Here is a 20,923-nt window from a genome sequence, read left to right as displayed (position 1 = left end):
GCACCACCCGTGAGGTGGCGGGTCGGCCCGCGGAGCGCACTGCGTCCAGCGCCCGACCCGCCACTTCCTCAGGAGAGACGAGACAGAGATGACCTTCGAAGACCCGACCGCTGTGTTCCCCGCCGCCGGCGCTCCCGCGCCGATCCCGAGCCAGCCGCTGGCTCCGATCGGGGACCTCGCCGAGGTCCGCGATCCCTTCGTGCCGGAAGGCCCGGTCGCGCCGCTGGCCGAGCTCCGCGCGAACAACATCTCTGCCTGGTTCGGGGACCGCCTGGTTCTCGACCGCGTCTCGCTGACCATGCCGGCCGGTGGCATCACCGCGCTGATCGGGCCGTCGGGCTGTGGCAAGTCGACGTTCCTCCGCATCCTCAACCGGATGCACGAGCTCGTCCCGTCGGCCCAGCTGGCCGGCGAGGTGCTGCTCGACGGCGAGGACATCTACAGTCCGGACCGCAAGCTCACCGACGCCCGCCGCTCGATCGGCATGGTCTTCCAGAAGCCGAACCCCTTCCCGGCGATGTCGATCTCCGAGAACGTGCTGGCCGGCCTCAAGCTGACCGGGACCAAGGCCTCGAAGGACGAGCGTGACGCGCTGGTCGAGTCCTGCTTGACCAAGGCCGGCCTGTGGGTCGAGGTCCGCGACCGGCTGGACGCCCCGGGTGGCGGTCTGTCCGGTGGACAGCAGCAGCGTCTCTGCATCGCCCGCTCGCTGGCGATCAAGCCGCGGGTCCTGCTCATGGACGAGCCGTGCTCGGCCCTGGACCCCACCTCGACGCGAGTTATCGAGGAAACCATGCTCGAGCTTGCCCGAGAGGTCACAATCGTCATCGTGACGCACAACATGCAGCAGGCAGCGCGGGTCTCCGACCAGTGCGCCTTCTTCCTCGCCTCGCACGGGACGCCCGGTGTGATCGTGGAGCACGGTGACACCCGTGCCATGTTCGGCAGCCCCCAGGACCAGCGCACCAGCGACTACGTCAACGGACGCTTCGGGTGATCGGAAGCCATCCCCGGCTGGGGTTCGCGGTGTTCGGTGCCGTGCTCGTCGTTCTCGTCGGGCTCGGCATCTTCATCGTCACAGCCGGTGGTGGCGCCACGGTCCCTGACGACCTCACCTACGAGCCTGCCCCGCAGGCCGCCCCGGTGGTGCCGCCCGCGAACAACGTCAGCCGCAGCTCGGAGCGGAAGGCTCTCCCCGCTGGCGTCGACCCCGCCTGGGCCGCGAGCACCGGCGCCCAGGTGGGCATCCCGGCCCGCGCGATGCTCGCCTACGGCAGCGCCGAGCTCCGGATCGACAAGGAGCAGAAGGGCTGCCACCTGTCCTGGAACACCCTCGCCGGCATCGGTTGGGTCGAGTCGCACCACGGCACCATCGACGACCGCACGGTCACCGAGGACGGCCGGACCTCGACGCCGATCATCGGACCTGCCCTGGACGGCAAGCAGTTCGCTGCGATCCGGTCGACACCGCAGTCCGCGCAGTGGCACGGTGACACGACCTGGGAGCACGCCGTCGGCCCGCTCCAGTTCATCGCGTCGACCTGGGACCGCTGGGGAGCCGACGGTGACCGCGACGGCGTCGCCGACCCGCTGGACCTCGACGACGCGGCGTACACGGCCGCGCGTTACCTCTGCGCTGATGATCACGACCTCCGTACGCCGACCGGATGGAGCGGCGCGGTGCACTCCTACAACCACGACAACCAGTACGTGCTGAACGTGCTGGCCGCGGCGAACAGCTACGCGGAGCGGGCTACGGGGTAGGCAGCTCGAGGTCGTTCGCGAGCGCGAGGAGCTCCTTGATTGGTACGTCTGCTTCCGCGATCAACGTGACAGCGAGATCGCCAACGATGAACTCGACAGAGTTCAGTTCGCCAGGACTGTCGGCGTCACCCAGGTAGGCAGTCCGACCCGCAACGGTGGTCACGCGCTCGTCTGCGGTCTCTGCCAGTTCCCGCCAGTAGCGGTCACCGTCGGTCTTGGCCCAGCCGTCCTCGTAGGTGACGGTGATGTCCCCGTAGCCAACTACCGGCTTGGTTCCGCAGACAGCTGTCATCGTGGGTTTGAACGCCTTCGTCTGAAGTGCTCGCCCGTCTTGAACCAGGTCGTCCAGAGAGGGAGCCTGACGGGACTCAGGGCACGGATTCTTTCGGTCAACCTCCATGGCGGCGTAGTCGCTGCTGGACGTGGCAGGCCGAACGGTGGGTGATGACGACGGGGATGAAGTTGCTGAGGCATTGATCAAGATGCCCATGCCGACCGTTACTGAGGCGATTCCGAGTACTGCGACACGTCCTGGCGTTGCGAGGTGGGTCTTCATGTCTGTTCCGTTCTCTAGTCGTGGACCGACGACGCGCTGAAGCTGTTCGTGCTGTGAAAGTGGTAGGTGGGATCGTGGTCGTAGTTGAGCTGGACCCGGTCCCAAGCGCTCCAGTGATCACCCGGTGACCCATCGTGAAACTCCTGAAGGTCGTTCCAAACGGCTGAGCCAGGGTCCTGGGACGACCCACGTTCGGTACCGGTCAGCGAATACCCCTTGCTGAAGCCGAGGCCAGCGCCATTCGGAAGCAGCGAAGTGCCGTTCGTGTAAACGCCCCAGTAGTTGTTCGCGTTGGTGTTGGAGACCTCGAACGTGTCGTACGTCGTCGGGTGGCGCGTGTGGAAGACGTTGCACGACAACTTCGCGCCGTTTCGCTGCGCCCAGTAGAACAAAGTCGGCACGGAGTAGGTCTGGCCGTCACACTGGCTGTAGCCGACGACCCATCCGAATTCCATGCCGCTTTCGCTGATCGGATCCTGGACGTAGACCGACGAGACTCTTTGGCAGAACGTCGAGACCGACGAGACGTACATGTCCGAGCGGGTACCCCGGGAATCATCGTTGGCGGGTCCGTTCACGTCTTCGACGGTGACCATCGCACCGTAGTCGCCGTTTGCGATGCAGGCGGGTACTGCTGCTCCGGCTCGCGCTGGGTAAACGGACATGAGCAGGACCAGGGTGGCTAGAACCACACCGGTCGTCAGCGGAGGAACGGCTCCGCGGTGAGTTGTGGATTTCATGGCGGTCTCCGCGGGTCGGCCTGTTTCTGCCTAGAGGGCGCGCGGTCTGGCTCCATTACGCGACATTCAGAATCTGGCTGTCGGTGCGCCGCCGTAGACTCGACACCGCACCCCCACTCGAGTCCGAGTGGGGGCACAACTGCTGTCCCCGTACCTGTTCCAGGAGCTTTCCTTGCGTCTCGCCGGCCTTGCCGATGCCGTCCTCTCCGAGCCCGTCCTCGCCACCGCGATGGGTCAGGCCGGGGCGCCCGACGTACCCTCGCTGGACCTGACCGGCCCGCCCGCGCTCCGTCCGTTCGTGATCGCGGGTCTGGCTCGCACGGGTCGGACGGTCCTGGTCGTGACGGCGACCGTGCGCGAGGCCGAGGACCTGGTCACCGAGCTCGGTGACGTCGTACCGGCCGACACCCTGGCGCTGTTCCCGGCCTGGGAGACGCTCCCGCACGAGCGGCTCAGCCCACGCAGCGACACCGTCGGTCGGCGGCTGGCCGTGCTGCGACGGCTGGTCCACCCGGTCTCGGCAAGCTCGACCACCGGTCCGGCGAACGGTCCCGTCCAGGTGGTCGTCGCGCCGGTGCGCTCCCTGCTCCAGCCCCAGGTCAAGGGTCTCGCCGACCTCGTGCCCGTCGAGCTCGTCGGTGGCCAGGAGGTCGACCTCGACGACCTGGTCGCCCGGCTCGTCGGGGCGGCGTACTCGCGCGTCGACCTGGTGGAGAAGCGCGGCGAGTTCGCCGTCCGCGGTGGCATCGTCGACGTCTTCCCGCCGACCGAGGAGCACCCCGTCCGGGTGGAGTTCTTCGGTGACGAGGTGGACGAGATCCGCACCTTCGCGGTCGCCGACCAGCGCACCGTGGAGAAGATCGACCGGCTGTGGGCCCCGCCGTGCCGCGAGCTGCTGCTGACCGACGAGGTCCGCGAGCGCGCGGCCGCTCTGGGGGCAGCCCACCCCGAGCTGCGCGAGATCACCGACAAGCTCGCCGAGGGCATCGCGGTCGAGGGCATGGAGTCGCTTACTCCCGCCCTCGTCGACGAGATGGAGCTGCTGGTCGACCTGCTGCCCGAGCAGACCAGCGTGCTGCTCCTCGACCCCGAGCGGATCCGTTCGCGCGCGCACGACCTCGTTGCCACCAGCGAGGAGTTCCTCGGCGCCTCCTGGGCGGCGGCAGCCTCCGGCGGCCAGGCGCCGATCGACCTCGGAGCCGCGTCCCTACGGTCGCTGGCCGACGTCCGCGAGGCAGTCCTCTCCAGCGGACGCTCCTGGTGGGGCGTCAGCCCGTTCGGCCTGGACGGCGAGGGTGACGACGACTCCCGCGTCGTCGGGGCGGTGCCGGTCGAGGCGTATCGCGGCGACATCGAGGCTGCGGTCAAGGACATCGCCGGGCACCTGGAGCTGGGTCGCCGGGTGATCGTCGTGCAGCCTGCGCTCGGCTCGGCCCAGCGCACTGTCGAGGTCCTCGGGGAGCACGACATCGCTGCGCGGCTGGGTGACGTCTCGGCAAGCTCGACGACCGAGGACGACCGGGTCGTCGTGGTCACGCAGGGATGTCTCGCCCACGGCCTGGTGCTGACGGACCCTGGGTTGGTCGTCCTGACCGGCGAGGACCTGTCCGGTCAGAAGGCCTCCACCCGCGACATGCGCTCGATGCCGACCCGGCGCAAGAAGCAGATCGACCCGCTCGAGCTCGCGCCCGGCGACTTCGTCGTCCACGAGCAGCACGGCGTCGGTCGCTTCCTGGAGATGAAGCAGCGCGAGGTGCACGGCTCGATGCGCGAGTACCTGGTGCTCGAGTACGGCTCCAGCAAGCGCGGGCAACCGGCCGACAAGCTCTTCGTGCCGGCCGACGCGCTCGACCAGGTCACCCGGTACGTCGGCGGCGAGCAGCCCAGCCTGGACCGCCTCGGCGGTGCCGACTGGACCAAGCGGAAGAGCCGCGCTCGCAAGGCCGTCCGCCAGATCGCGGCCGAGCTCATCAAGCTGTACGCCGCCCGGCAGGCCACCAAGGGCCACGCCTTCGGCGAGGACACCCCGTGGCAGCGCGAGCTCGAGGACGCCTTCCCGTTCCACGAGACCCCCGACCAGCTGACCACCGTCGACGAGGTCAAGGCCGACATGCGCCGTACGGTGCCGATGGACCGGCTCGTCTGCGGCGACGTCGGCTACGGCAAGACCGAGATCGCCGTCCGGGCTGCCTTCAAGGCCGTCCAGGACGGGAAACAGGTGGCCGTGCTGGTGCCGACCACGCTGCTTGTCACCCAGCACCACTCGACCTTCGCCGAGCGGATGAGCGGCTTCCCGGTCGTGCTCAAGCAGCTGAGCCGGTTCCAGTCCGACAAGGAGGCCAAGGAGGTCGTCGACGGCCTCTCCGACGGGTCGGTGGACATCGTCATCGGCACGCACCGGCTGCTCAACCCGGACATCAAGATCAAGGACCTCGGCCTGATCATCGTCGACGAGGAGCAGCGGTTCGGCGTCGAGCACAAGGAGCTCATGAAGCGGATGCGGACCAGCGTCGACGTGCTCGCGATGAGCGCGACGCCGATCCCGCGGACCCTGGAGATGGCGATCACCGGTATCCGGGAGATGTCGACGATCACCACGCCTCCCGAGGAGCGGCACCCGGTACTGACCTACGTCGGTGCCTACGAGGACCGGCAGGTGATCGCGGCGATCCGGCGCGAGCTGCTCCGTGAGGGCCAGGTCTTCTACATCCACAACCGGGTGCAGTCGATCGACAAGGCCGCCGCCAAGATCCGCGAGCTCGTGCCCGAGGCCCGGGTCGCGATCGCGCACGGTCAGATGAACGAACGCCAGCTCGAGCAGGTGATGCTCGACTTCTGGGAGAAGCGCTTCGACGTGCTGGTGTGCACCACGCTCGTCGAGTCCGGTCTCGACGTCTCCAACGCCAACACGATGATCATCGAGCGGTCCGACACCCTCGGCCTCTCCCAGCTGCACCAGCTGCGGGGTCGCGTCGGTCGCTCGCGCGAGCGGGCCTACGCCTACTTCCTGTACCCGACGGACAAGCCGCTGACCGAGACCGCGCACGAGCGGCTCGCGACGCTCGCCCAGCACTCCGACCTCGGTGGCGGCATGGCGATCGCGATGAAGGACCTCGAGATCCGAGGCGCCGGCAACCTGCTCGGCGGCGAGCAGTCCGGCCACATCGCCGACGTCGGGTTCGACCTCTACGTGCGGCTCGTCGGTGAGGCGGTCAGCGAGTTCCGCCAGGACGGCAACGCGCCCGAGGAGCTGGGCGAGGTCCGGATCGAGATCCCGGTGGACGCGCACCTGCCGCACGACTACGTGACCAGCGAGCGGCTGCGGCTGGAGATGTACAAGCGCCTCTCCGAGGTCCGTGCCGAGGAGGACGTCGCGACGCTGCGCGAGGAGATGGTCGACCGGTACGGCGCCCCGCCGGCCCCGGTGGACCGGCTCTTCGAGGTGGCTCGCTTCCGGGCCCGCTGCCGGGCCGCGGGGATCAGCGAGGTCACCCTGGCCGGCAAGCACCTGCGGTTCGCCCCGGTCGAGCTGCCCGACTCCCGCGTCGTCCGCCTGAACCGGATCTACCCCGGCAGCCTGGTCAAGAGCGCTGTGCGTACGATGCTGGTGCCGCGTCCGCACGGTGCTCGGGACGAGGAATTGCTAGCGTGGGCGGTACGGGTGATCGACGCGATCATCGACCCACCCGCCGTGGTCGAGAACTAGGGAGAAGTGTTCGTGAAGCCGTCTCGTCTGACCGGGCTCGCCGTCACCGGTGTGGCTCTCCTCTCCTTCTCCGGGTGCGCCCAGACGGGTGACGTCGCGATCAAGGTCGACGACACGACGTACTCGGCCAAGGACGTCGACCTGTTCACCGACTTCCAGTGCGACTACTTCGAGGACGCCGGCAAGAATCCCGAGGCCGCCGGACAGCTGCCCAGGCTCTCCCGTGCCCAAGCGCGCTCGCAGGTGGCGACCTTCCTGGTCAGCACCGCGCTGGACGCCCGGATCGCGGAGAAGGCCGACGCGAAGGCCGACCAGGACCAGGTCAAGCAGACGATGGACAGCCTCGCGCCGGTCATCAAGAAGTCGGCCAGGGGCGAGGACCGCGAGCGGCTGACCACCCTGATCTCGGAGTACCTGGACGCCCAGCTCGCCATCCAGGCTGCGATCGTCGCCCAGATCGGCGAGGCGACGCTCCAGCAGCTCGGCCAGGAGCAGGCCAACCAGGTCCTCACCGATGCGCTGAACACCGCTCAGGCAGCAGCGGCCAAGGCGGCCGACATCGACGTCGACCCGGTCTACGGCCTGTCCGACGACGGCCTCCAGGTCGCGGGCGACCCGTCCCTGTCGGTCCGCGTCTCGAAGTTCGCGAAGGACACCGGCAAGGCGCAGCCCACAGAGACCTTCCTCGGCGACCTGCCGACGCGCCAGCGCTGCGGCTGAGCCCGGTCGTGGCCGACCGCCAGGAGTCGCGGCTCGTCGAGCTGACGGCCGTGATGGCGCAGCTGCGGCGGGAGTGCGCCTGGAAGTCCGGCCAGACCCACGAGTCGCTGGTCCGCTACCTGCTCGAGGAGACCTACGAGGTCGTCGAGGCGATCGAGCAGGGGACTGACGACGACCTCCGCGAGGAGCTGGGCGACCTCCTGCTCCAGGTCTTCTTCCACGCGGCCATCGCCGCGGAGGACGGCAGCTACGACATCGAGGACGTCGCCGGCGACCTGATCGCCAAGCTGCGCCGCCGCAACCCGCACGTCTTCGACCCGGGCAGCACGACGGTCCCGGCCGACGACGCGGTGGCGGTCAACGAGCAGTGGGAGCAGATCAAGGCCCTCGAGAAGTCGCGCGAGGGGCTGATGGACGGCGTCCCCGAGGATCTTCCCGCGCTCCTGCGTGCGGTCAAGGCTCTCGAGCGTCTCGAACGCACCGGGCGCGTGGTCGAGGTCTCGAGCGACTCCGAGGACGTCGGCGACCGCCTGCTCGCCCTGGTGATCGAGTCCCACCGGGCGGGGGTCGACCCGGAGCAGGCTCTGCGCGGGGCGGTACGTCGGATCGGATCTGCTCCCGGATAGTCTTGCCGGGTCGTTCTCAGACCCAGCACCACGATCCAGGAGCACCCCTTGGCAGCCATCGAAGACGTCATCGCCCGCGAGATCCTCGACTCGCGCGGCAACCCCACCGTCGAGGTCGAGGTCATCCTCGAGGACGACAGTTTCGGCCGCGCGGCCGTGCCGTCCGGTGCCTCCACGGGCGCCTTCGAGGCGGTGGAGCTCCGCGACGGTGGTGACCGGTACCTGGGCAAGGGGACCGAGAAGGCGGTCAGCGCCGTCGAGTCTCAGATCGCCCAGCGGATCATCGGCCTGGACGCCAGCGACCAGCGTCTCGTCGACCAGGAGATGCTCGACCTGGACGGCACCCCGAACAAGGCCAACCTCGGCGCGAACGCGATCCTCGGCGTCTCGCTCGCCGTCGCGAACGCGGCCGCCCAGAGCGCCGACCTGCCGCTGTACCGCTACGTCGGCGGCCCGAACGCGCACGTCCTGCCCGTCCCGATGATGAACATCCTCAACGGTGGCGCTCACGCCGACACGAACGTGGACATCCAGGAGTTCATGATCGCCCCGATCGGTGCTCCGACCTTCCGCGAGGCCTTGCGCACCGGCGCCGAGGTCTACCACGCGCTGAAGTCCGTGCTGAAGAAGCAGGGCCTGGCCACCGGGGTCGGCGACGAGGGAGGTTTCGCTCCCGACCTGAGCAGCAACCGCGCCGCGCTCGACCTGATCGCCGAGGCGATCGGCCTGGCCGGCCTGAAGCTCGGAACGGACGTCGTCCTGGCCCTCGACGTCGCCGCCAGCGAGTTCTGCGAGAACGGCAGCTACACCTTCGAAGGCGCTCAGAAGTCGGCCGCCGAGATGACCGCCTACTACGCCGACCTGGTCGCGAGCTACCCGATCGTCTCGATCGAGGACCCGCTGGACGAGGACGACTGGGACGGCTGGAAGACCATCACCGACCAGCTCGGCAGCAAGACCCAGCTCGTCGGCGACGACCTGTTCGTCACCAACGTCGAGCGCCTGCAGCGCGGGATCACCGGCGGCCAGGCCAACGCCCTGCTGGTGAAGGTCAACCAGATCGGTTCGCTCACCGAGACCCTGGACTCGGTCGCCCTCGCGACCCGCAGCGGCTACGCCTCCATGATGAGCCACCGCTCCGGCGAGACCGAGGACACCACGATCGCCGACCTGGCTGTGGCCACGAACTGCGGCCAGATCAAGACCGGCGCCCCGGCCCGGTCCGAGCGCGTCGCCAAGTACAACCAGCTCCTGCGCATCGAGGGTGACCTCGGCGACGCCGCCCGGTACGCCGGTCGCGGCGCCTTCCCGCGCTACCAGGGCTGATCCGGAGACCCGTTGCCACCGGAGCGTCGCAAGCCGCAGCGCGGAGGTCGTCCTCCGCGCAACACCCGTCCCGCCCAGCGCGGTGGGGCGGGCCGGCCGCCGCGGCCTCCGTCCCGGACGACGGGTCCCGGTCCGGCCGAGCGACCCAAGTTCACCAACCGGGCCGCGATCCTGCTGGTGGTCTTCGCGCTGCTGGTGATCTCCTACGCGTCCTCGATGCGGGCCTACCTGCACCAGCGCTCGCACATCGCCGAACTGAACGCGGAGATCGCCGGGTACAACCGCGAGATCCGGTCGGCGCAGGCCGAGCTGGACCGGTGGAACGATCCGAGCTACGTCGAGCAGCAGGCTCGCGAGCGGTTCGGCTGGGTGCTCCCGGGCGAGACGGCGTACCAGGTGCTCGACAGCAACGGCGAGCCGCTGACCGGCAAGGACAAGCTCGCGGACCCGAGCACCATCGCGAACCCGAAGAAGAAGCCGGAGGCGTGGTGGACCAAGATCGGCGAGTCCGCCAAGGCGGCGGACCAGCCCAAGAAGCTGGTGCCCAAGCCCACCCCGGCGGACAAGATCAACAAGGACGGCAAGCCGCAGTGATGAGGACCCGGCGATGACCATCGACGACGCCGACGTCGCAGCGGTGAACGCTCAGCTCGGCCGCGTACCGCGCTCGATCCACGAGATCGGCCACCGGTGCCCCTGCGGCAACCCCGACGTGGTCACCACCGAGCCGCGGCTGGACAACGGGACGCCGTTCCCGACGACGTACTACCTGACCTGCCCCCGGGCCGCCGGCATGATCGGCACCCTGGAGGCCACCGGGGTCATGAAGGAGATGTCGGCCCGGCTCGCGGAGGACGAGCAGCTCGCCGCCGCCTACCGGGCCGCTCACGAGGCGTACCTCGCCGCACGCGAGGCGATCCGCATCGAGAAGGGCCAGGACGTCCCGGAGATCGAGGGGATCTCGGCCGGCGGCATGCCCGACCGGGTGAAGTGCCTGCACGTGCTGGCCGGACAGTCACTGGCCCAGGGCAGGGGAGTGAACCCGCTGGGCGACGAGGTCTTGGACCTGCTCGGGGACTGGTGGGCGAAGGGTCCGTGCGTGTGACCCGCGTCGCCGCCTTCGACTGCGGCACCAACTCCCTGCGCCTGCTGATCGCCGACCTGGACCCGGCCACCGGGAGTGCCGTCGAGCACGTCCGGGAGATGCGTATCGTCCGGCTCGGCCAGGGCGTCGACGAGACCGGACGGATCTCCGCGGAGTCGATGCAGCGCGCCTTCGTCGCGCTCGACGAGTACGCCGCCCTGGTCGCCGAGCACGCGCCCGAGGTGATCCGCTTCTGCGCCACCTCGGCTGCGCGCGATGCCGAGAACGCCGATGAGTTCACGGCTGCGGTCCGGGAGCGGATCGGCGTCGAGGTGGAGGTGATCGCCGGAGACGTCGAGGCGCGGGCGTCGTACGACGGCGCGACCCGGGTGCTCGGGATCAACGGCGCCCCAGCTGCACCCGTCCTCGTGCTCGACATCGGCGGCGGGTCCACCGAGCTCGTCCTCGGCACCGCTGATGGTCAGGTCACCACCGCCCATTCCCTCGACATCGGGTCGGTCCGGCTGACCGAGCGCCACCTCCGCACCGATCCTCCGACCGCCGACGAGATCGCCGCCGTGCGTGCCGACATCGACGCGGTGCTCGACACCTGCCGGGTCGATCCCGCGCTCGCGCGGACCGTCGTCGGGGTGGCGGGAACCGCCACCACCGTCGCCGCCGGCGTGCTGGACCTCCCGGCGTACGACCGCAGCCGGGTGCACCTCGCGGTGCTCGATCTCGACGAGGTCCGCCGCACCATCGACGCCCTGCTGGCGATGACCGTCACCGAGCGGCGGGCGCTCGGTTACATGCATCCTGGCCGGGCGGACGTGATCGGCGCCGGCGCGCTGATCCTCGAGCGCATCCTGGCGCGCACCGGAGTCGGTACGGTGACGGTGTCCGAGTCCGACATCGTCGACGGCATCGCTTGGAGCTGCGTGTCATGAAGGACCCCCGCAAGAGCCTGGTGGTGACGGCCGCGAAGAACTTCGCGCGCCACGATGCCACCGACCTCGCCGCCGGTCTGACCTACTACGCGGTGCTGGCGATCTTCCCGGCGGCGCTGGCGCTGCTGTCGCTGCTCGCGGTCGTCGGCAACCCGGACGACACGATCAGGACCGTCCTCGACATCCTGGCGCCGCTGATGTCGGCCGAGCGGCTCGACGACCTCGAGCCGACGCTACGCAGGCTGTCGAACACCTCGGGGGCGAGCTGGACGCTCGCAGCGGGTATCGCCGGGGCGTTGTACTCCTCCTCGGCGTACGTCGGAGCGTTCTCCCGGGCCATGAACAAGGTGCGCGAGGTCGAGGAGACCCGTCCGTTCTGGCGGCTCCGGCCCCTCATGCTGCTCATCACGCTGGTCGCCGTGGTGTTCAACGCGGTCGGTCTGGTGATCATCACGCTGACCGGCCCGATCGCCGACTCCGTCGGCAGCGAGATCGGGATCGGCCAGCAGGCGCTCGACATCTGGGAGATCGCCAAGTGGCCGGCGCTCGCCCTCCTCGTGGTCGTCGTGGTCGCCCTGCTGTTCCACGCCACCCCGAACGTGAAGGTGGGTCGGGTCCGGCTGCTCTCCCCGGGTGCGTTCGTGGCGCTGCTGGTCTGGGCCGTGATCTCGACCGGGTTCGCGTTCTACGTCGCGAACTTCTCCTCCTACGACAAGACCTACGGCTCGTTGGCCGGTGTGATCATCGGTCTGCTGTGGCTCTGGCTCACCAACCTCGCACTGCTGTTCGGTGCCGAGCTCGACGCCGCCCGCGACGCGGCGATCGCCGCGGCCCCGCCCAAGGTGCCGGTCGCGGTCGCGCCGCGGGTGGACGTGACCGGCATGTTCGAGGGCAAGCCGGGCTCGCCGGTCTACGGTCCGCAACCCCAGCCGGTACCCGACGAGGACTGACGTCGTGTCCGGGCTCCTGCCGCACCCGCTGACCGGGGAGCTGTTCGCGAGCCCGGTGCCGCCCGGGACCGGCTGGCCCGAGGACCCCGCCGCGTCGGACACCCCGGTTGCCCAGACCGCTCACCGCGTCGCGAAGCTCGCCGCGGGCGCCGACCTGGCAGAGATCGAGGCGCGGGTCTCCGTGTGCGCGGCGTGCGACCGGTTGGTGAGGTGGCGCGAGGACGTGGCGACGGTCAAACGGGCCTCGTTCGCCGACCAGCCCTACTGGGGCCGTCCGATCGCCGGCTGGGGTGACCCCGAACCGCGGATCCTCATCGTCGGACTGGCCCCGGCAGCGAACGGCGGCAACCGCACCGGGCGGGTGTTCACCGGAGACTCCTCGGGCGACTGGTTGTTCGCCTCGCTGCACCGCGTCGGGCTCGCCACGCAGGCGACCTCGGTCCATGCCGGCGACGGGCAGGCGCTGGTGGGTGCGCGGATGGTCGCCGCGGTCCGGTGCGCGCCGCCGGAGAACAAGCCGACTCCCGTCGAGCGGGACACCTGCGCCCCCTGGATCCTCCGCGAGGTCCAGCTGGTGGCGCCCTTGCTGAAGGTCGTCGTCACCCTGGGTGCCTTCGGGTGGGCGGCCGCGCTGAGGTCGCTGAAGGAAGCAGGTTTCGCCGTGCCGCGGCCGCTCCCAAAGTTCGGGCACGCCACCGAGGTCGAGCTCGAGGGTCTGAACGGCACCGTGACGCTATTGGGGAGCTATCACCCGTCGCAGCACAACACCTTCACCGGACGACTCACGACGGACATGCTCGACGCGGTGTTCACCCGCGCCCGGGAACTGGCTGACTCCTAGTCGCCGGGCGGGTCCACCGGCCGTGGTGTCACGATCTCCGTACCGTGACGATCCCGAAGGAACTGGTAGCCGTGGGGCGATCGCCACAGATACGTCCCTGGCTCGAGCTCGGTGTAGTACCAGCCCGAGTGCGTCTTGAGCCGGTGGTGGAACCGGCACAGCGAGCCGAGGTTCCTCGTGTCGGTCTCACCGCCCTCGTCGTACGGGACCGTGTGGTCAGCATCGCAGCTGCGTGCCGGGCGGGTGCAGTGCGGGAAGATGCACGTGCCGTCACGGAGGGTGATGTGCTCCCGGATGGCATCGGTGCACTCGTAAGCCTCGGTGCTGATCGGCTTGTTGAGGTCGATCACCGGCTTCACGACCACGCGGGTCTCGGGGATCCGCGCCCAGGCGGCGATCTGCTCGCAGGTGAGCGGACGCGGTCCGGCGTTCTCGATGCGGCCGAGTCCGTCGGCGCCGAGGTGCACGTAGAGGACCAGGTCGCGCGTGGCCGGCCCCGCCTCGGGGCGGATCGTGAGCTGGCCGCGGGCGAGGTTGCCCAGCGCCTGCGCCCGGCGGATGTCGAGCGGAAGGTCGGATCCCAGGTCCTTGAGCGCTTCGGCCTCCGCGGCGATGACCTGGTCGAGCTCGAGGGCGTCGACCAGGTCGATCTCACCCCAGAAGCGCGACGTGCCGGCAAAGGACACCTGCTGGTGGTCGAAGGTGACGTGGCGCTGCTCCGCGGAGTCGTCGAGCCGCTTCTTGGCGAAGGCGGGCATGAACCGGGCGATCGCCTCGTCGACGAGGCGCTGGGTCTGAGCCAGGTTGGTCTTGTGGGCGAACGGTGCGACCTGCTGGTCGACGAAGGCTGCCGCTTCTTGCGAGAGCGACAACGTCTCCTCCGCGATCCGGCGACCACGCCACGACGGCAGCGAGCCACGCTGGATCCGGTCCCACACCTTCGGCAGTCGGTAGGCGAGCTCGAGCGCCTGTCCGATTAGGTTCCGCCCCGACGCGCTGGAGAGTCCGACGACGGCCGCGAACTCGGAGATGGCGTCGTAGCGGATGTAGGGCGCCCCCTCGCCCGCGATGAGCACCGGGGTGTCGCCGAAGGTGGCAGCGAAGTCGACGTCCTCGGTCTCGTGCACCCGGGCCCACGCGACGGCGGCTGCCAGGATCTGCGCCTCGGCCTCGTCGGCCTGCACCCGCGCCCGTCGTGCCGTCGCGAGGATCGCGCCGGTCTCGAGAGCAGTTGCCGTGGTCATGCATCGAACCTAGTGACCGGTACCGACAGTTTTGCCCTGAAAACAGGGGTTCTGCACGAGCAGGTGAGAACGTTTTCCAGGGCGTTCTGCTGGGTGGAAGACTCAGCACATGCCGCTCCTCGCCATCACCGTCCTCGGCCACGACCGTCCCGGGATCATCGCGGAGACCACGGGTGTCCTCGCCGGACTGGGCCTGAACATCGAGGACTCGACGATGACGCTGCTGCGCGGTCACTTCGCGATGACGCTGATCACCGACGGCTCCGCCTCGCCCGGAGAGGTCGAGGAGGGGCTCGGCGGGCTCACCGCGGACGGCTCCCTCTCGGTGTCCGTGCGCGCGGTCCCCGCGGAGACTCCCGTCAGCCGCGGCTCGTCGTACCTGCTCAGCGTGCACGGGGGCGACCGTCCGGGGATCGTCTCCAACGTGGTCGCCGAAGTCGCAGCGGTGGGCGGCAACATCACCGACCTGACCACGCGCCTGGCGGGCGAGCTCTACGTGCTCATCGCTGAGGTCGACCTGCCCGCGTCCGTCTCCGCCGATGAGCTGAGCGCCTCGCTGAGCGCGGCAGCCACGGCGCTCGGTGTCGACGTCTCCCTGCGCGCCCTGGACAGCGACGACCTCTGATGGAAGGCCGCGTCCTCCCGGTCGTCCGGGCCCCTGACCCCGTCCTGTCGCGCCCCGGCGCGGTGGTCGACCCGACCGATCCCGAGATCGTGCAGCTCGCGGCGGACCTGATCGCCACCATGCGGGTCTCGCCCGGGTGCGTCGGCCTGGCCGCGCCTCAGGTCGGGGTGAGTGCGAAGGTGTTCTGCGTGGACGTCTCCGAGCACCCCAAGACCCGCGGCCACCACGGCACGTTCGTGCTCTGCAACGCGGAGATCGTCAGCGCGACCCGCAACGAGAAGGCGCGCGAGGGCTGCATGAGCGTGCCCGACCTGACCGGTGACGTGAAGCGCGCCTCCCGGCTCGTCGTCCGGGGGCAGGAGCCGGGCACCGGCGCCGAGGTCATCATCGAGGCCGAGGCCTTCGAGGCCCGGGCGCTGCAGCACGAGATCGACCACTGCGAGGGGCTGCTGTTCCTCGACCGGGTGGCGGGCGCGCACGCGCTGCACCCGCGCAAGACCTACTTATGATCGGTTCCTCCTGGCCCCGGTATCCCAACCGGCAGAGGAAGCGGTCTTAAAAACCGTTCAGTGTGGGTTCGACCCCCACCCGGGGCACCGTGCTCGACCGCGTGTGTGATCTTCCTCAACCACGTGCGCTGACTCACATTTCCCGCGTAACTGGTCAGGAACCGGTCCTCGATGCCGATTCACTGGATGCGCCCCCAAGTTCTTGGGGTGCTGTCCGTTGCTCACGCTGAGGCCCGTCATGAGCCGGACAACACGACGCGAAAGCGAGTGGGGATGACGGGCGCGGAGGAACCAGCACGACGTCTCACGCAGTGTCCACACGAGCTGTCCGGTGGGACTTGGGGTGAAGCCACACGAGTGGCCGGGCAACGGTAGCCCGAATCCGACAGGTCAACCCTCGTAAGCGTGACCGCACAGGTTTCACATGTCCACGACGACTGGTCGTACTCATCTGCGCGCGCTCGGACTCCTCTGCGCGCCTTTCGTTGCCCTTGCTGTCCTGGTCGCTCCGGCGCCGGCGCAGGCTGACCTCGCCTCGGTGTCGGGCACCCCGACCACCCAGGCTCCCGCTGCCCCGGCGGCTGCTCCGGCTCCCACCGCGGCACAGATCAGGGCCCAGAAGAAGGCTCAGAGGCTGAAGCGCGCCAAGGCGTTCGGTCGCAAGGCCGTCCGCGTGGCCGCGACCCGCAAGGGGTCGAGCTACTCCTACGGTGCCGCCGGCCCGCGTCGCTTCGACTGCTCGGGTCTGACGATGTGGACCTTCAAGCGGCTCGGCAAGAAGCTTCCGCACTCCTCGGCTGCCCAGTACGGCCGGGTGAAGCACCTGCGCGCCAAGGACCGCCGCGCCGGGGACCTGGTGTTCTTCCACGACGGTGGCGGGATCTACCACGTCGCGATCTACGCCGGGAAGAACCAGATCTGGCACGCGCCGTACTCGGGCACCCGGGTCCGCAAGGAGCGCATCTGGACCCGCTCGGTCTACTACGGCCGGGTGCGCTGAGCGCGCGCTGCCAGCCAGGCGTCGAAGGCCTCTGAGGAGGTCTTGCTCGGCACGTACCCGAAGGTGGTGCGCAGCCGGTCGTTGGCGAGCACGGGTCGGAACTGCAGGAACCTCGTCTGTTCCGGCCCGTACGCCGACAGCCCCAGCGGCTTCAGCACGCCGAGCACACCCTGCAGGGCGATCGTCGGCACCGACACGGCCCGCTTGCCGAGCCGTTGCGCGATGTCGTCCATCGTGAGGGTGCCGTCGCCGGCGACGTTGGTGACCCCGACGACCGCGTCCGCCGGACCGGTCGCGCCGCGCTCGATGATGGCGGCGACGTCGGTGTCCCAGATGAAGACGAACGGAGAATCGGCGCCGCCGACCTTGAGCAGGAACGGCCAGTCGAACAGTGCCGTGATCTGGTTGTCGACGGACTCGCCGAGGATCGTGCCGATCCGCAGCACGACCTGCTCGAGCGCCGGGGTGCTCGTTCGCAGCTCGGCAAGCATCTCCTCCACCAACCGCTTGTGGTGGGAGTAGGCGAACTCCTCGTTGCCGCGCACCTGGTCGATCTCGGTCAACCAGGCGGGGTTGTCCGCGTGGTACCCGTACGCCGCTCCGCTGGAGGACACGACGATCCGGCGTACGCCGTGCGCCAAGCACGCGTCCAGGACGTTGCGGGTGCCGTCGACGTCGACGGCGTACTCGAGCTCGCGGTTCGACTTCTTGCCGGGTGTGACGATCGAGGCCAGGTGCACGACGACCTCGGGCTGCACGGCCCCGATCACCGCGCCGACGAGGTCGGCGTCGGTGACGTCGAAGCGCGCGAAGGTCACACCGTCGGGGAGGGTCTCCGGCTCTCGCAGGTCCGCAACCACGGCGTCGTGGCCGGCGGCGCTGAGGCGTCGTACGACGGCACTGCCGAGGAAGCCGCTGCCGCCGGTGACCAGGATCTTCATGCGGTGACTGCTTTCTTCTCAGACGAGCGGGAGGACCACCACTGGGCGAGGGCCAGTCCGGCGACGATGTCCCAGATTCCCCACCAGGCGGCGACGAGCGCCATCCCGCCGAGGCCGTCGAAGTAGGAGAACACCAGCAGCAGGCCGAGGCCCGCGTTGCGGATGCCGACCTCGAAGGTCATCGCCTTCACGCTGCGGTCGGGCAGCCGGGTGGCCCTGCCGATGCACCAACCCAGCGCGAGCGCGAGCGCGTCGTGCAGGAAGACCGCCAGCAGGACGATGCTGATGTAGTCGAGGAACAGGTCCCAGTTCTTGGTGACGCCGAGGACGATGACGACGCCCAGGGCGAGGAACGAGACCGGCCCGACGACCTTGTGGGCGCGCTCCGCGACGGCCGGCCAGAGCCGGGCGATCGAGATGCCGAGGACGAACGGCACCCCGATGACCAGGCCGACCTCGACGAGCATGTCGACGGCCGACAGGTCGATGTCCTCGAGCAGCTTCTCGCCGGTCGGGTGCAGCCCGCCCCAGAACGCCATGTTCAGCGGCATCAGGAAGATCGCCAGCAGGTTGCTCACCGCGGTCATCGAGACCGACAGCGCGACGTCACCGCCGGCGCGGTGGGTGAGCACGTTCGAGACGTTGCCCGGCGGACAGCAGGCAACCAGGATCATTCCGAGCGCGACCGAACCGCGGACGTCGAGCAGCAGTGTGAGCAGGAACGTCAGCGCCGGCAGCGCGATGAACTGGGCGAGCACGCCGATCGTGATCACCCACGGGCGGCGCAGCGCGGCGGTGAAGTCGGAGACCTTGGTGTCGAGCGCGATGCCGAACAGGATCGTGCCGATGACGATCTTGAGGACCGTCAGCGAGCTCTCGTTGAACGCGATCCGGATGTCGTCGACGTCGGTCGCGAGGCTGAGTACCTGGGCGATCACGGCCCGAACTCCTCGGCCTCACGGCGTACCGCGTTCCGGTAGGCGTCCTTGTTGACGTAGTACGCCATCCGCTCGAGGCCCAGGTACTTGTAGCCGCCGGACAGGTCCGGGTGCGCGTCGTCGATGCGCTTCTCGAACGCCGTGACGTCCGAACCCGCCGTCTGTGCGGCCAGATAGCCCGCGACCAGGTCGGCCTGCTCGTAGCGGCCCTGCCAGCCGATCCCCGAGGCCTCGATCATGCCGAGCACGAAGAGACCGCGTGCGTCGGCGCCACGAGCAAAGACGTTGAGGTAGAGGTCCGGAGCACTGCCCGAGCCCGGGCCGCTCCAACCGAGCAGGCCCGCGTCCACGAACGGGTAGTGCAGCGCGTAGCCGGTCGCCAGCACGACCAGGTCGTACGCCGTCCGGGAGCCGTCGGCGAAGACGACCTCGTCCCCGTCGAACCGGTCGATGTCCGGACGCACCCGCAGGTCGCCGTGGCCGAGGTGGTGCAGGATCAGCGAGTTCACGATCGGGTGCGACTCGTAGATCGCGTGGTCCGGCTCGGGGAAGCCGAACTTCACCGGGTCACCGGTGAACAGCTTGAGCACGCGGGAGTCGATGAACTGCTTGATCCTCGGGGGCAGCGGCTTGCCCTGGTTGAGGGTGTCGGCAGGTTTGCCGAGGACGTACTTCGGCACGAAGTGGTACCCGCGACGGACCGACATGTCGATCGCGGCGGCGTGGTGCACCGCGTCGACCGCGATGTCGCAGCCGGAGTTGCCCGCGCCGATGATGAGCACGCGCTTGCCGGCGAACTGCTCGCCGCGCTTGTAGGAGCTGGTGTGCAGGATCTCGCCGGTGAAGGTGTCCTGACCGGCGAAGGTCGGCACGTTGGGCTCCGAGAGCGTGCCGTTGGCGAGCAGCACCCCGGCGTGCCGGTGGGTGTGCTCCCCGGAAGCGTCGCGGACGGTGACCGCCCAGGCGTCGCCGTCGCGGCGTACGGCGGTGACCTCGGTGTCGAAGTGGAAGCCCGACCGCAGGTCGAACTCGTCGGCGAAGGCGTTGAAGTACGCGGCCAGCTCGCGGTGCGAGGGGTAGTCGGCCACGCCCTCGGCCATCGGGAACTCGGTGAACTGCGTCGTCGTGCGCGAGGAGATCAGGTGTGCGGACTCGTAGACCGTGGACCGCGGGGAGTCGATGTCCCAGAGGCCACCGACACCGCTGCCGAGCTCGTAGCCGACCCAGGGGAGGCCACGGCGCTGGAGGTTGCGGGCGGCAGCGAGCCCGGACGGTCCGGCGCCGATCACGGCGAAAGTCGAGTCGGTCACCCGAGAATCAAACCAGAAGACCCCGCCACGGAGAGATCGATGTCGGTGGCCGCCTCCACCCGGTCGGTCGGGCCCGCCACGAAGACGTACTCGACGTTGCGCAGCCGTTTGACCTCGCCGACGCGCTGGCCGAGGTTGTTGTGGATGCCGATCTGCGCGCCGACGTACCGCTTGGAGTCGAAGGCGAGCATCCGCACGTCCTCGTGTCCGGCGTCGCGCAGCGCCCGGGTCATCTCCTCCGCGGTGATCCACGACTCGTCGTTGTACGACACGACCAGGACGTCGGCGCGTGCCCGGCGGACGAGGTCGGCGAAGGCCGGAGCCATCTCGCGCTTGAGGTTGAAGACGCTCTTGGTCTCCTCGTCGCGGGCGTCGACGCGCTTGCGCGCGATGCCGTACGACTCGGGCTCGTCCCAGCGGACCAGGGTCTCCCAGACGTGGTAGTTCGTGAAGTACCGGTGCTGGTTGTAGGGCGGGTCCAGGTACATCAGGTCGACCCGGGGGAGGAGGTCGATGGTCCGGGTCGCATCCCCGCGCAGGGTGTGGCCGGTCCCGGGGATCAGCTCAGGTGCCCGCAGGTCGAGGTCGTGGTAGGCCCGCGGTGCCCACTGCTTGAGGTAGGCCATCTGGACGCCGGTGGTGGAGTCGACCCGGTCGGCGGCGAGCATCAGGCTGGTGAGCAGGACCGGGAAGAGCGGTGAGTCCCGGTACTCGCTCTCGAGGAGGTCGCGGATCGCGTCGACCCGAGCGCCGTTGTGCGGCTGGAAGAAGCGGGACTGGATGCAGAACGTCTCGGTGAAGTAGCCGGCGCGGCCCGGGAGCGCGGCCAGGCGGGCCAGCGCGTCGTCGAGCTCGGCGCGGTCGACCGCGTCAGCATCTGTGCTGATGTAGCAGTTGCCCAGCACCTCGCTGTACGTGGCCACGTCGTGGGCGGTGACCTCGAGACCGCGCTTCTTGAACTCCTGGGCCACGCGGGTCGTCCCGGTGAACAGGTCGACGGCGGTGGTGGCGCCGACCCGGGTCGCGATCTCCCCGAGCACCCCGACCAGAGCGCGCTTGGAGCCCAGGTACTTGATCACCCCCGCAGGCTACGTGG

21 protein-coding genes, 1 tRNA gene and 1 riboswitch are annotated in these 20,923 nt (G+C 69.3%); of the genes, 15 read left to right on the top strand and 7 right to left on the bottom strand.

From position 1 onward, the window contains the following. Positions 1 to 88: 88 nt before the first annotated feature. Both ABIE44_RS05425 and ABIE44_RS05420 read left to right on the top strand, forming a co-directional pair. Positions 89 to 997, top strand: a complete 909-nt coding sequence (locus ABIE44_RS05425) for a phosphate ABC transporter ATP-binding protein (protein WP_209721048.1) — start codon at positions 89 to 91, stop codon at positions 995 to 997. Next, a complete protein-coding gene (locus ABIE44_RS05420; protein ID WP_354437868.1) occupies positions 994 to 1,764 on the top strand; it encodes a lytic transglycosylase domain-containing protein in 771 nt (256 codons plus the stop codon). Before ABIE44_RS05425 ends, ABIE44_RS05420 begins: the two co-directional genes overlap by 4 nt. On the opposite strand, the gene ABIE44_RS05415 is transcribed toward ABIE44_RS05420, so the two are convergent. Both ABIE44_RS05415 and ABIE44_RS05410 read right to left on the bottom strand, forming a co-directional pair. Further along, positions 1,754 to 2,320, bottom strand: a complete 567-nt coding sequence (locus tag ABIE44_RS05415) for a hypothetical protein (protein WP_209721052.1) — start codon at positions 2,318 to 2,320, stop codon at positions 1,754 to 1,756. The two genes, ABIE44_RS05420 and ABIE44_RS05415, sit on opposite strands and share 11 nt — an antisense overlap. Before the next feature lie 14 nt (positions 2,321 to 2,334). Continuing rightward, positions 2,335 to 3,060, bottom strand: coding sequence for a hypothetical protein (locus ABIE44_RS05410; RefSeq protein ID WP_209721055.1), 726 nt, complete (start codon positions 3,058 to 3,060; stop codon positions 2,335 to 2,337). 229 nt (positions 3,061 to 3,289) lie between these two features. Here ABIE44_RS05410 and mfd point away from each other — a divergent pair, with 229 nt between their 5' ends. From mfd to ABIE44_RS05365, 9 genes are read left to right on the top strand one after another with little or no spacing between them, the layout of a single operon-like run. Beyond that, complete coding sequence (mfd, locus tag ABIE44_RS05405; RefSeq protein WP_209723631.1) at positions 3,290 to 6,766, top strand: transcription-repair coupling factor; 3,477 nt, start codon at positions 3,290 to 3,292, stop codon at positions 6,764 to 6,766. A 12-nt stretch (positions 6,767 to 6,778) separates the two neighbouring features. Next, the gene (locus ABIE44_RS05400) at positions 6,779 to 7,486 is read left to right on the top strand and encodes a hypothetical protein (RefSeq protein WP_209721058.1); all 708 of its coding nucleotides are present in this window, start codon (positions 6,779 to 6,781) and stop codon (positions 7,484 to 7,486) included. 8 nt (positions 7,487 to 7,494) lie between these two features. Next, on the top strand, positions 7,495 to 8,112 hold the full coding sequence (locus tag ABIE44_RS05395; RefSeq protein ID WP_354437867.1) for a nucleoside triphosphate pyrophosphohydrolase: 618 nt from the start codon (positions 7,495 to 7,497) through the stop codon (positions 8,110 to 8,112). Positions 8,113 to 8,160: 48 nt separating this feature from the next. Continuing rightward, positions 8,161 to 9,438 carry a phosphopyruvate hydratase gene (gene eno / locus ABIE44_RS05390; RefSeq protein WP_209721061.1) on the top strand — a complete coding sequence of 426 codons (1,278 nt, stop codon included), beginning with the start codon at positions 8,161 to 8,163 and terminating at the stop codon, positions 9,436 to 9,438. A 12-nt stretch (positions 9,439 to 9,450) separates the two neighbouring features. Next, positions 9,451 to 10,032: an FtsB family cell division protein gene (locus tag ABIE44_RS05385; RefSeq protein ID WP_209721063.1), complete on the top strand. Its 582-nt coding sequence runs from the start codon at positions 9,451 to 9,453 to the stop codon at positions 10,030 to 10,032. A gap of 13 nt (positions 10,033 to 10,045) precedes the next feature. After that, the gene (locus ABIE44_RS05380) at positions 10,046 to 10,543 is read left to right on the top strand and encodes a DUF501 domain-containing protein (protein WP_209721067.1); all 498 of its coding nucleotides are present in this window, start codon (positions 10,046 to 10,048) and stop codon (positions 10,541 to 10,543) included. Then, on the top strand, positions 10,540 to 11,469 hold the full coding sequence (locus ABIE44_RS05375) for a Ppx/GppA phosphatase family protein (RefSeq protein WP_354437866.1): 930 nt from the start codon (positions 10,540 to 10,542) through the stop codon (positions 11,467 to 11,469). Before ABIE44_RS05380 ends, ABIE44_RS05375 begins: the two co-directional genes overlap by 4 nt. Further along, positions 11,466 to 12,419 carry a YihY/virulence factor BrkB family protein gene (locus tag ABIE44_RS05370; RefSeq protein WP_209721073.1) on the top strand — a complete coding sequence of 318 codons (954 nt, stop codon included), beginning with the start codon at positions 11,466 to 11,468 and terminating at the stop codon, positions 12,417 to 12,419. Before ABIE44_RS05375 ends, ABIE44_RS05370 begins: the two co-directional genes overlap by 4 nt. A 4-nt stretch (positions 12,420 to 12,423) precedes the next feature. Next, positions 12,424 to 13,260: a uracil-DNA glycosylase gene (locus tag ABIE44_RS05365; protein WP_209721076.1), complete on the top strand. Its 837-nt coding sequence runs from the start codon at positions 12,424 to 12,426 to the stop codon at positions 13,258 to 13,260. On the opposite strand, the gene ABIE44_RS05360 is transcribed toward ABIE44_RS05365, so the two are convergent. Beyond that, positions 13,257 to 14,504 carry an HNH endonuclease signature motif containing protein gene (locus tag ABIE44_RS05360; RefSeq protein WP_209721079.1) on the bottom strand — a complete coding sequence of 416 codons (1,248 nt, stop codon included), beginning with the start codon at positions 14,502 to 14,504 and terminating at the stop codon, positions 13,257 to 13,259. The genes ABIE44_RS05365 and ABIE44_RS05360 overlap by 4 nt on opposite strands. 109 nt (positions 14,505 to 14,613) lie before the next feature. Between ABIE44_RS05360 and ABIE44_RS05355 the strand changes: the two genes are divergently transcribed. The 4 genes from ABIE44_RS05355 to ABIE44_RS05340 all read left to right on the top strand — a co-directional run bounded on the left by ABIE44_RS05355 (position 14,614) and on the right by ABIE44_RS05340 (position 16,638). Continuing rightward, positions 14,614 to 15,129, top strand: coding sequence for a glycine cleavage system transcriptional repressor (locus tag ABIE44_RS05355; RefSeq protein WP_209721082.1), 516 nt, complete (start codon positions 14,614 to 14,616; stop codon positions 15,127 to 15,129). Next, positions 15,129 to 15,638 carry a peptide deformylase gene (gene def / locus ABIE44_RS05350; protein WP_209721084.1) on the top strand — a complete coding sequence of 170 codons (510 nt, stop codon included), beginning with the start codon at positions 15,129 to 15,131 and terminating at the stop codon, positions 15,636 to 15,638. The genes ABIE44_RS05355 and def overlap by 1 nt, the downstream gene beginning before the upstream one ends. Before the next feature lie 13 nt (positions 15,639 to 15,651). Then, positions 15,652 to 15,725, top strand: a tRNA-Leu gene (locus ABIE44_RS05345). A gap of 159 nt (positions 15,726 to 15,884) precedes the next feature. Continuing rightward, positions 15,885 to 16,059, top strand: a riboswitch (cyclic di-AMP (ydaO/yuaA leader). A 3-nt stretch (positions 16,060 to 16,062) separates the two neighbouring features. Continuing rightward, positions 16,063 to 16,638 (top strand): C40 family peptidase, encoded by a 576-nt coding sequence (locus ABIE44_RS05340; protein WP_209721086.1) that lies wholly within the window; start codon positions 16,063 to 16,065, stop codon positions 16,636 to 16,638. On the opposite strand, the gene ABIE44_RS05335 is transcribed toward ABIE44_RS05340, so the two are convergent. The 4 genes from ABIE44_RS05335 to ABIE44_RS05320 are packed head-to-tail and all read right to left on the bottom strand — an operon-like array spanning position 16,620 to position 20,906. Then, positions 16,620 to 17,579, bottom strand: coding sequence for an SDR family oxidoreductase (locus tag ABIE44_RS05335; protein ID WP_209721088.1), 960 nt, complete (start codon positions 17,577 to 17,579; stop codon positions 16,620 to 16,622). The two genes, ABIE44_RS05340 and ABIE44_RS05335, sit on opposite strands and share 19 nt — an antisense overlap. Further along, positions 17,576 to 18,517, bottom strand: a complete 942-nt coding sequence (locus tag ABIE44_RS05330; protein ID WP_209721090.1) for a bile acid:sodium symporter family protein — start codon at positions 18,515 to 18,517, stop codon at positions 17,576 to 17,578. The genes ABIE44_RS05335 and ABIE44_RS05330 overlap by 4 nt, the downstream gene beginning before the upstream one ends. Continuing rightward, entirely contained in the window at positions 18,514 to 19,827 is a 1,314-nt protein-coding gene (locus ABIE44_RS05325; RefSeq protein WP_209721091.1) for a flavin-containing monooxygenase, read from the bottom strand. Before ABIE44_RS05325 ends, ABIE44_RS05330 begins: the two co-directional genes overlap by 4 nt. After that, positions 19,824 to 20,906 (bottom strand): DNA adenine methylase, encoded by a 1,083-nt coding sequence (locus tag ABIE44_RS05320; protein WP_209721093.1) that lies wholly within the window; start codon positions 20,904 to 20,906, stop codon positions 19,824 to 19,826. Before ABIE44_RS05320 ends, ABIE44_RS05325 begins: the two co-directional genes overlap by 4 nt. Positions 20,907 to 20,923: the final 17 nt, after the last annotated feature.

The sequence above is a fragment of the Marmoricola sp. OAE513 genome, assembly GCF_040546585.1.
In the GTDB taxonomy this organism is placed as follows: Bacteria; Actinomycetota; Actinomycetes; order Propionibacteriales; family Nocardioidaceae; genus Marmoricola.
This window is presented reverse-complemented; position numbering and strand designations above follow the sequence as displayed.

Excerpts from the sequence above, each read along its gene's own strand:
- ABIE44_RS05335 (WP_209721088.1), bottom strand. The coding sequence starts at position 17,579 with ATGAAGATCCTGGTCACCGGCGGCAGCGGCTTCCTCGGCAGTGCCGTC.
- ABIE44_RS05380 (WP_209721067.1), top strand. The coding sequence starts at position 10,046 with ATGACCATCGACGACGCCGACGTCGCAGCGGTGAACGCTCAGCTCGGC.
- ABIE44_RS05410 (WP_209721055.1), bottom strand. The coding sequence starts at position 3,060 with ATGAAATCCACAACTCACCGCGGAGCCGTTCCTCCGCTGACGACCGGT.
- ABIE44_RS05340 (WP_209721086.1), top strand. The coding sequence starts at position 16,063 with ATGTCCACGACGACTGGTCGTACTCATCTGCGCGCGCTCGGACTCCTC.
- ABIE44_RS05355 (WP_209721082.1), top strand. The coding sequence starts at position 14,614 with ATGCCGCTCCTCGCCATCACCGTCCTCGGCCACGACCGTCCCGGGATC.
- ABIE44_RS05415 (WP_209721052.1), bottom strand. The coding sequence starts at position 2,320 with ATGAAGACCCACCTCGCAACGCCAGGACGTGTCGCAGTACTCGGAATC.
- ABIE44_RS05370 (WP_209721073.1), top strand. The coding sequence starts at position 11,466 with ATGAAGGACCCCCGCAAGAGCCTGGTGGTGACGGCCGCGAAGAACTTC.
- ABIE44_RS05360 (WP_209721079.1), bottom strand. The coding sequence starts at position 14,504 with ATGACCACGGCAACTGCTCTCGAGACCGGCGCGATCCTCGCGACGGCA.
- ABIE44_RS05425 (WP_209721048.1), top strand. The coding sequence starts at position 89 with ATGACCTTCGAAGACCCGACCGCTGTGTTCCCCGCCGCCGGCGCTCCC.
- def (WP_209721084.1), top strand. The coding sequence starts at position 15,129 with ATGGAAGGCCGCGTCCTCCCGGTCGTCCGGGCCCCTGACCCCGTCCTG.
- mfd (WP_209723631.1), top strand. The coding sequence starts at position 3,290 with ATGGGTCAGGCCGGGGCGCCCGACGTACCCTCGCTGGACCTGACCGGC.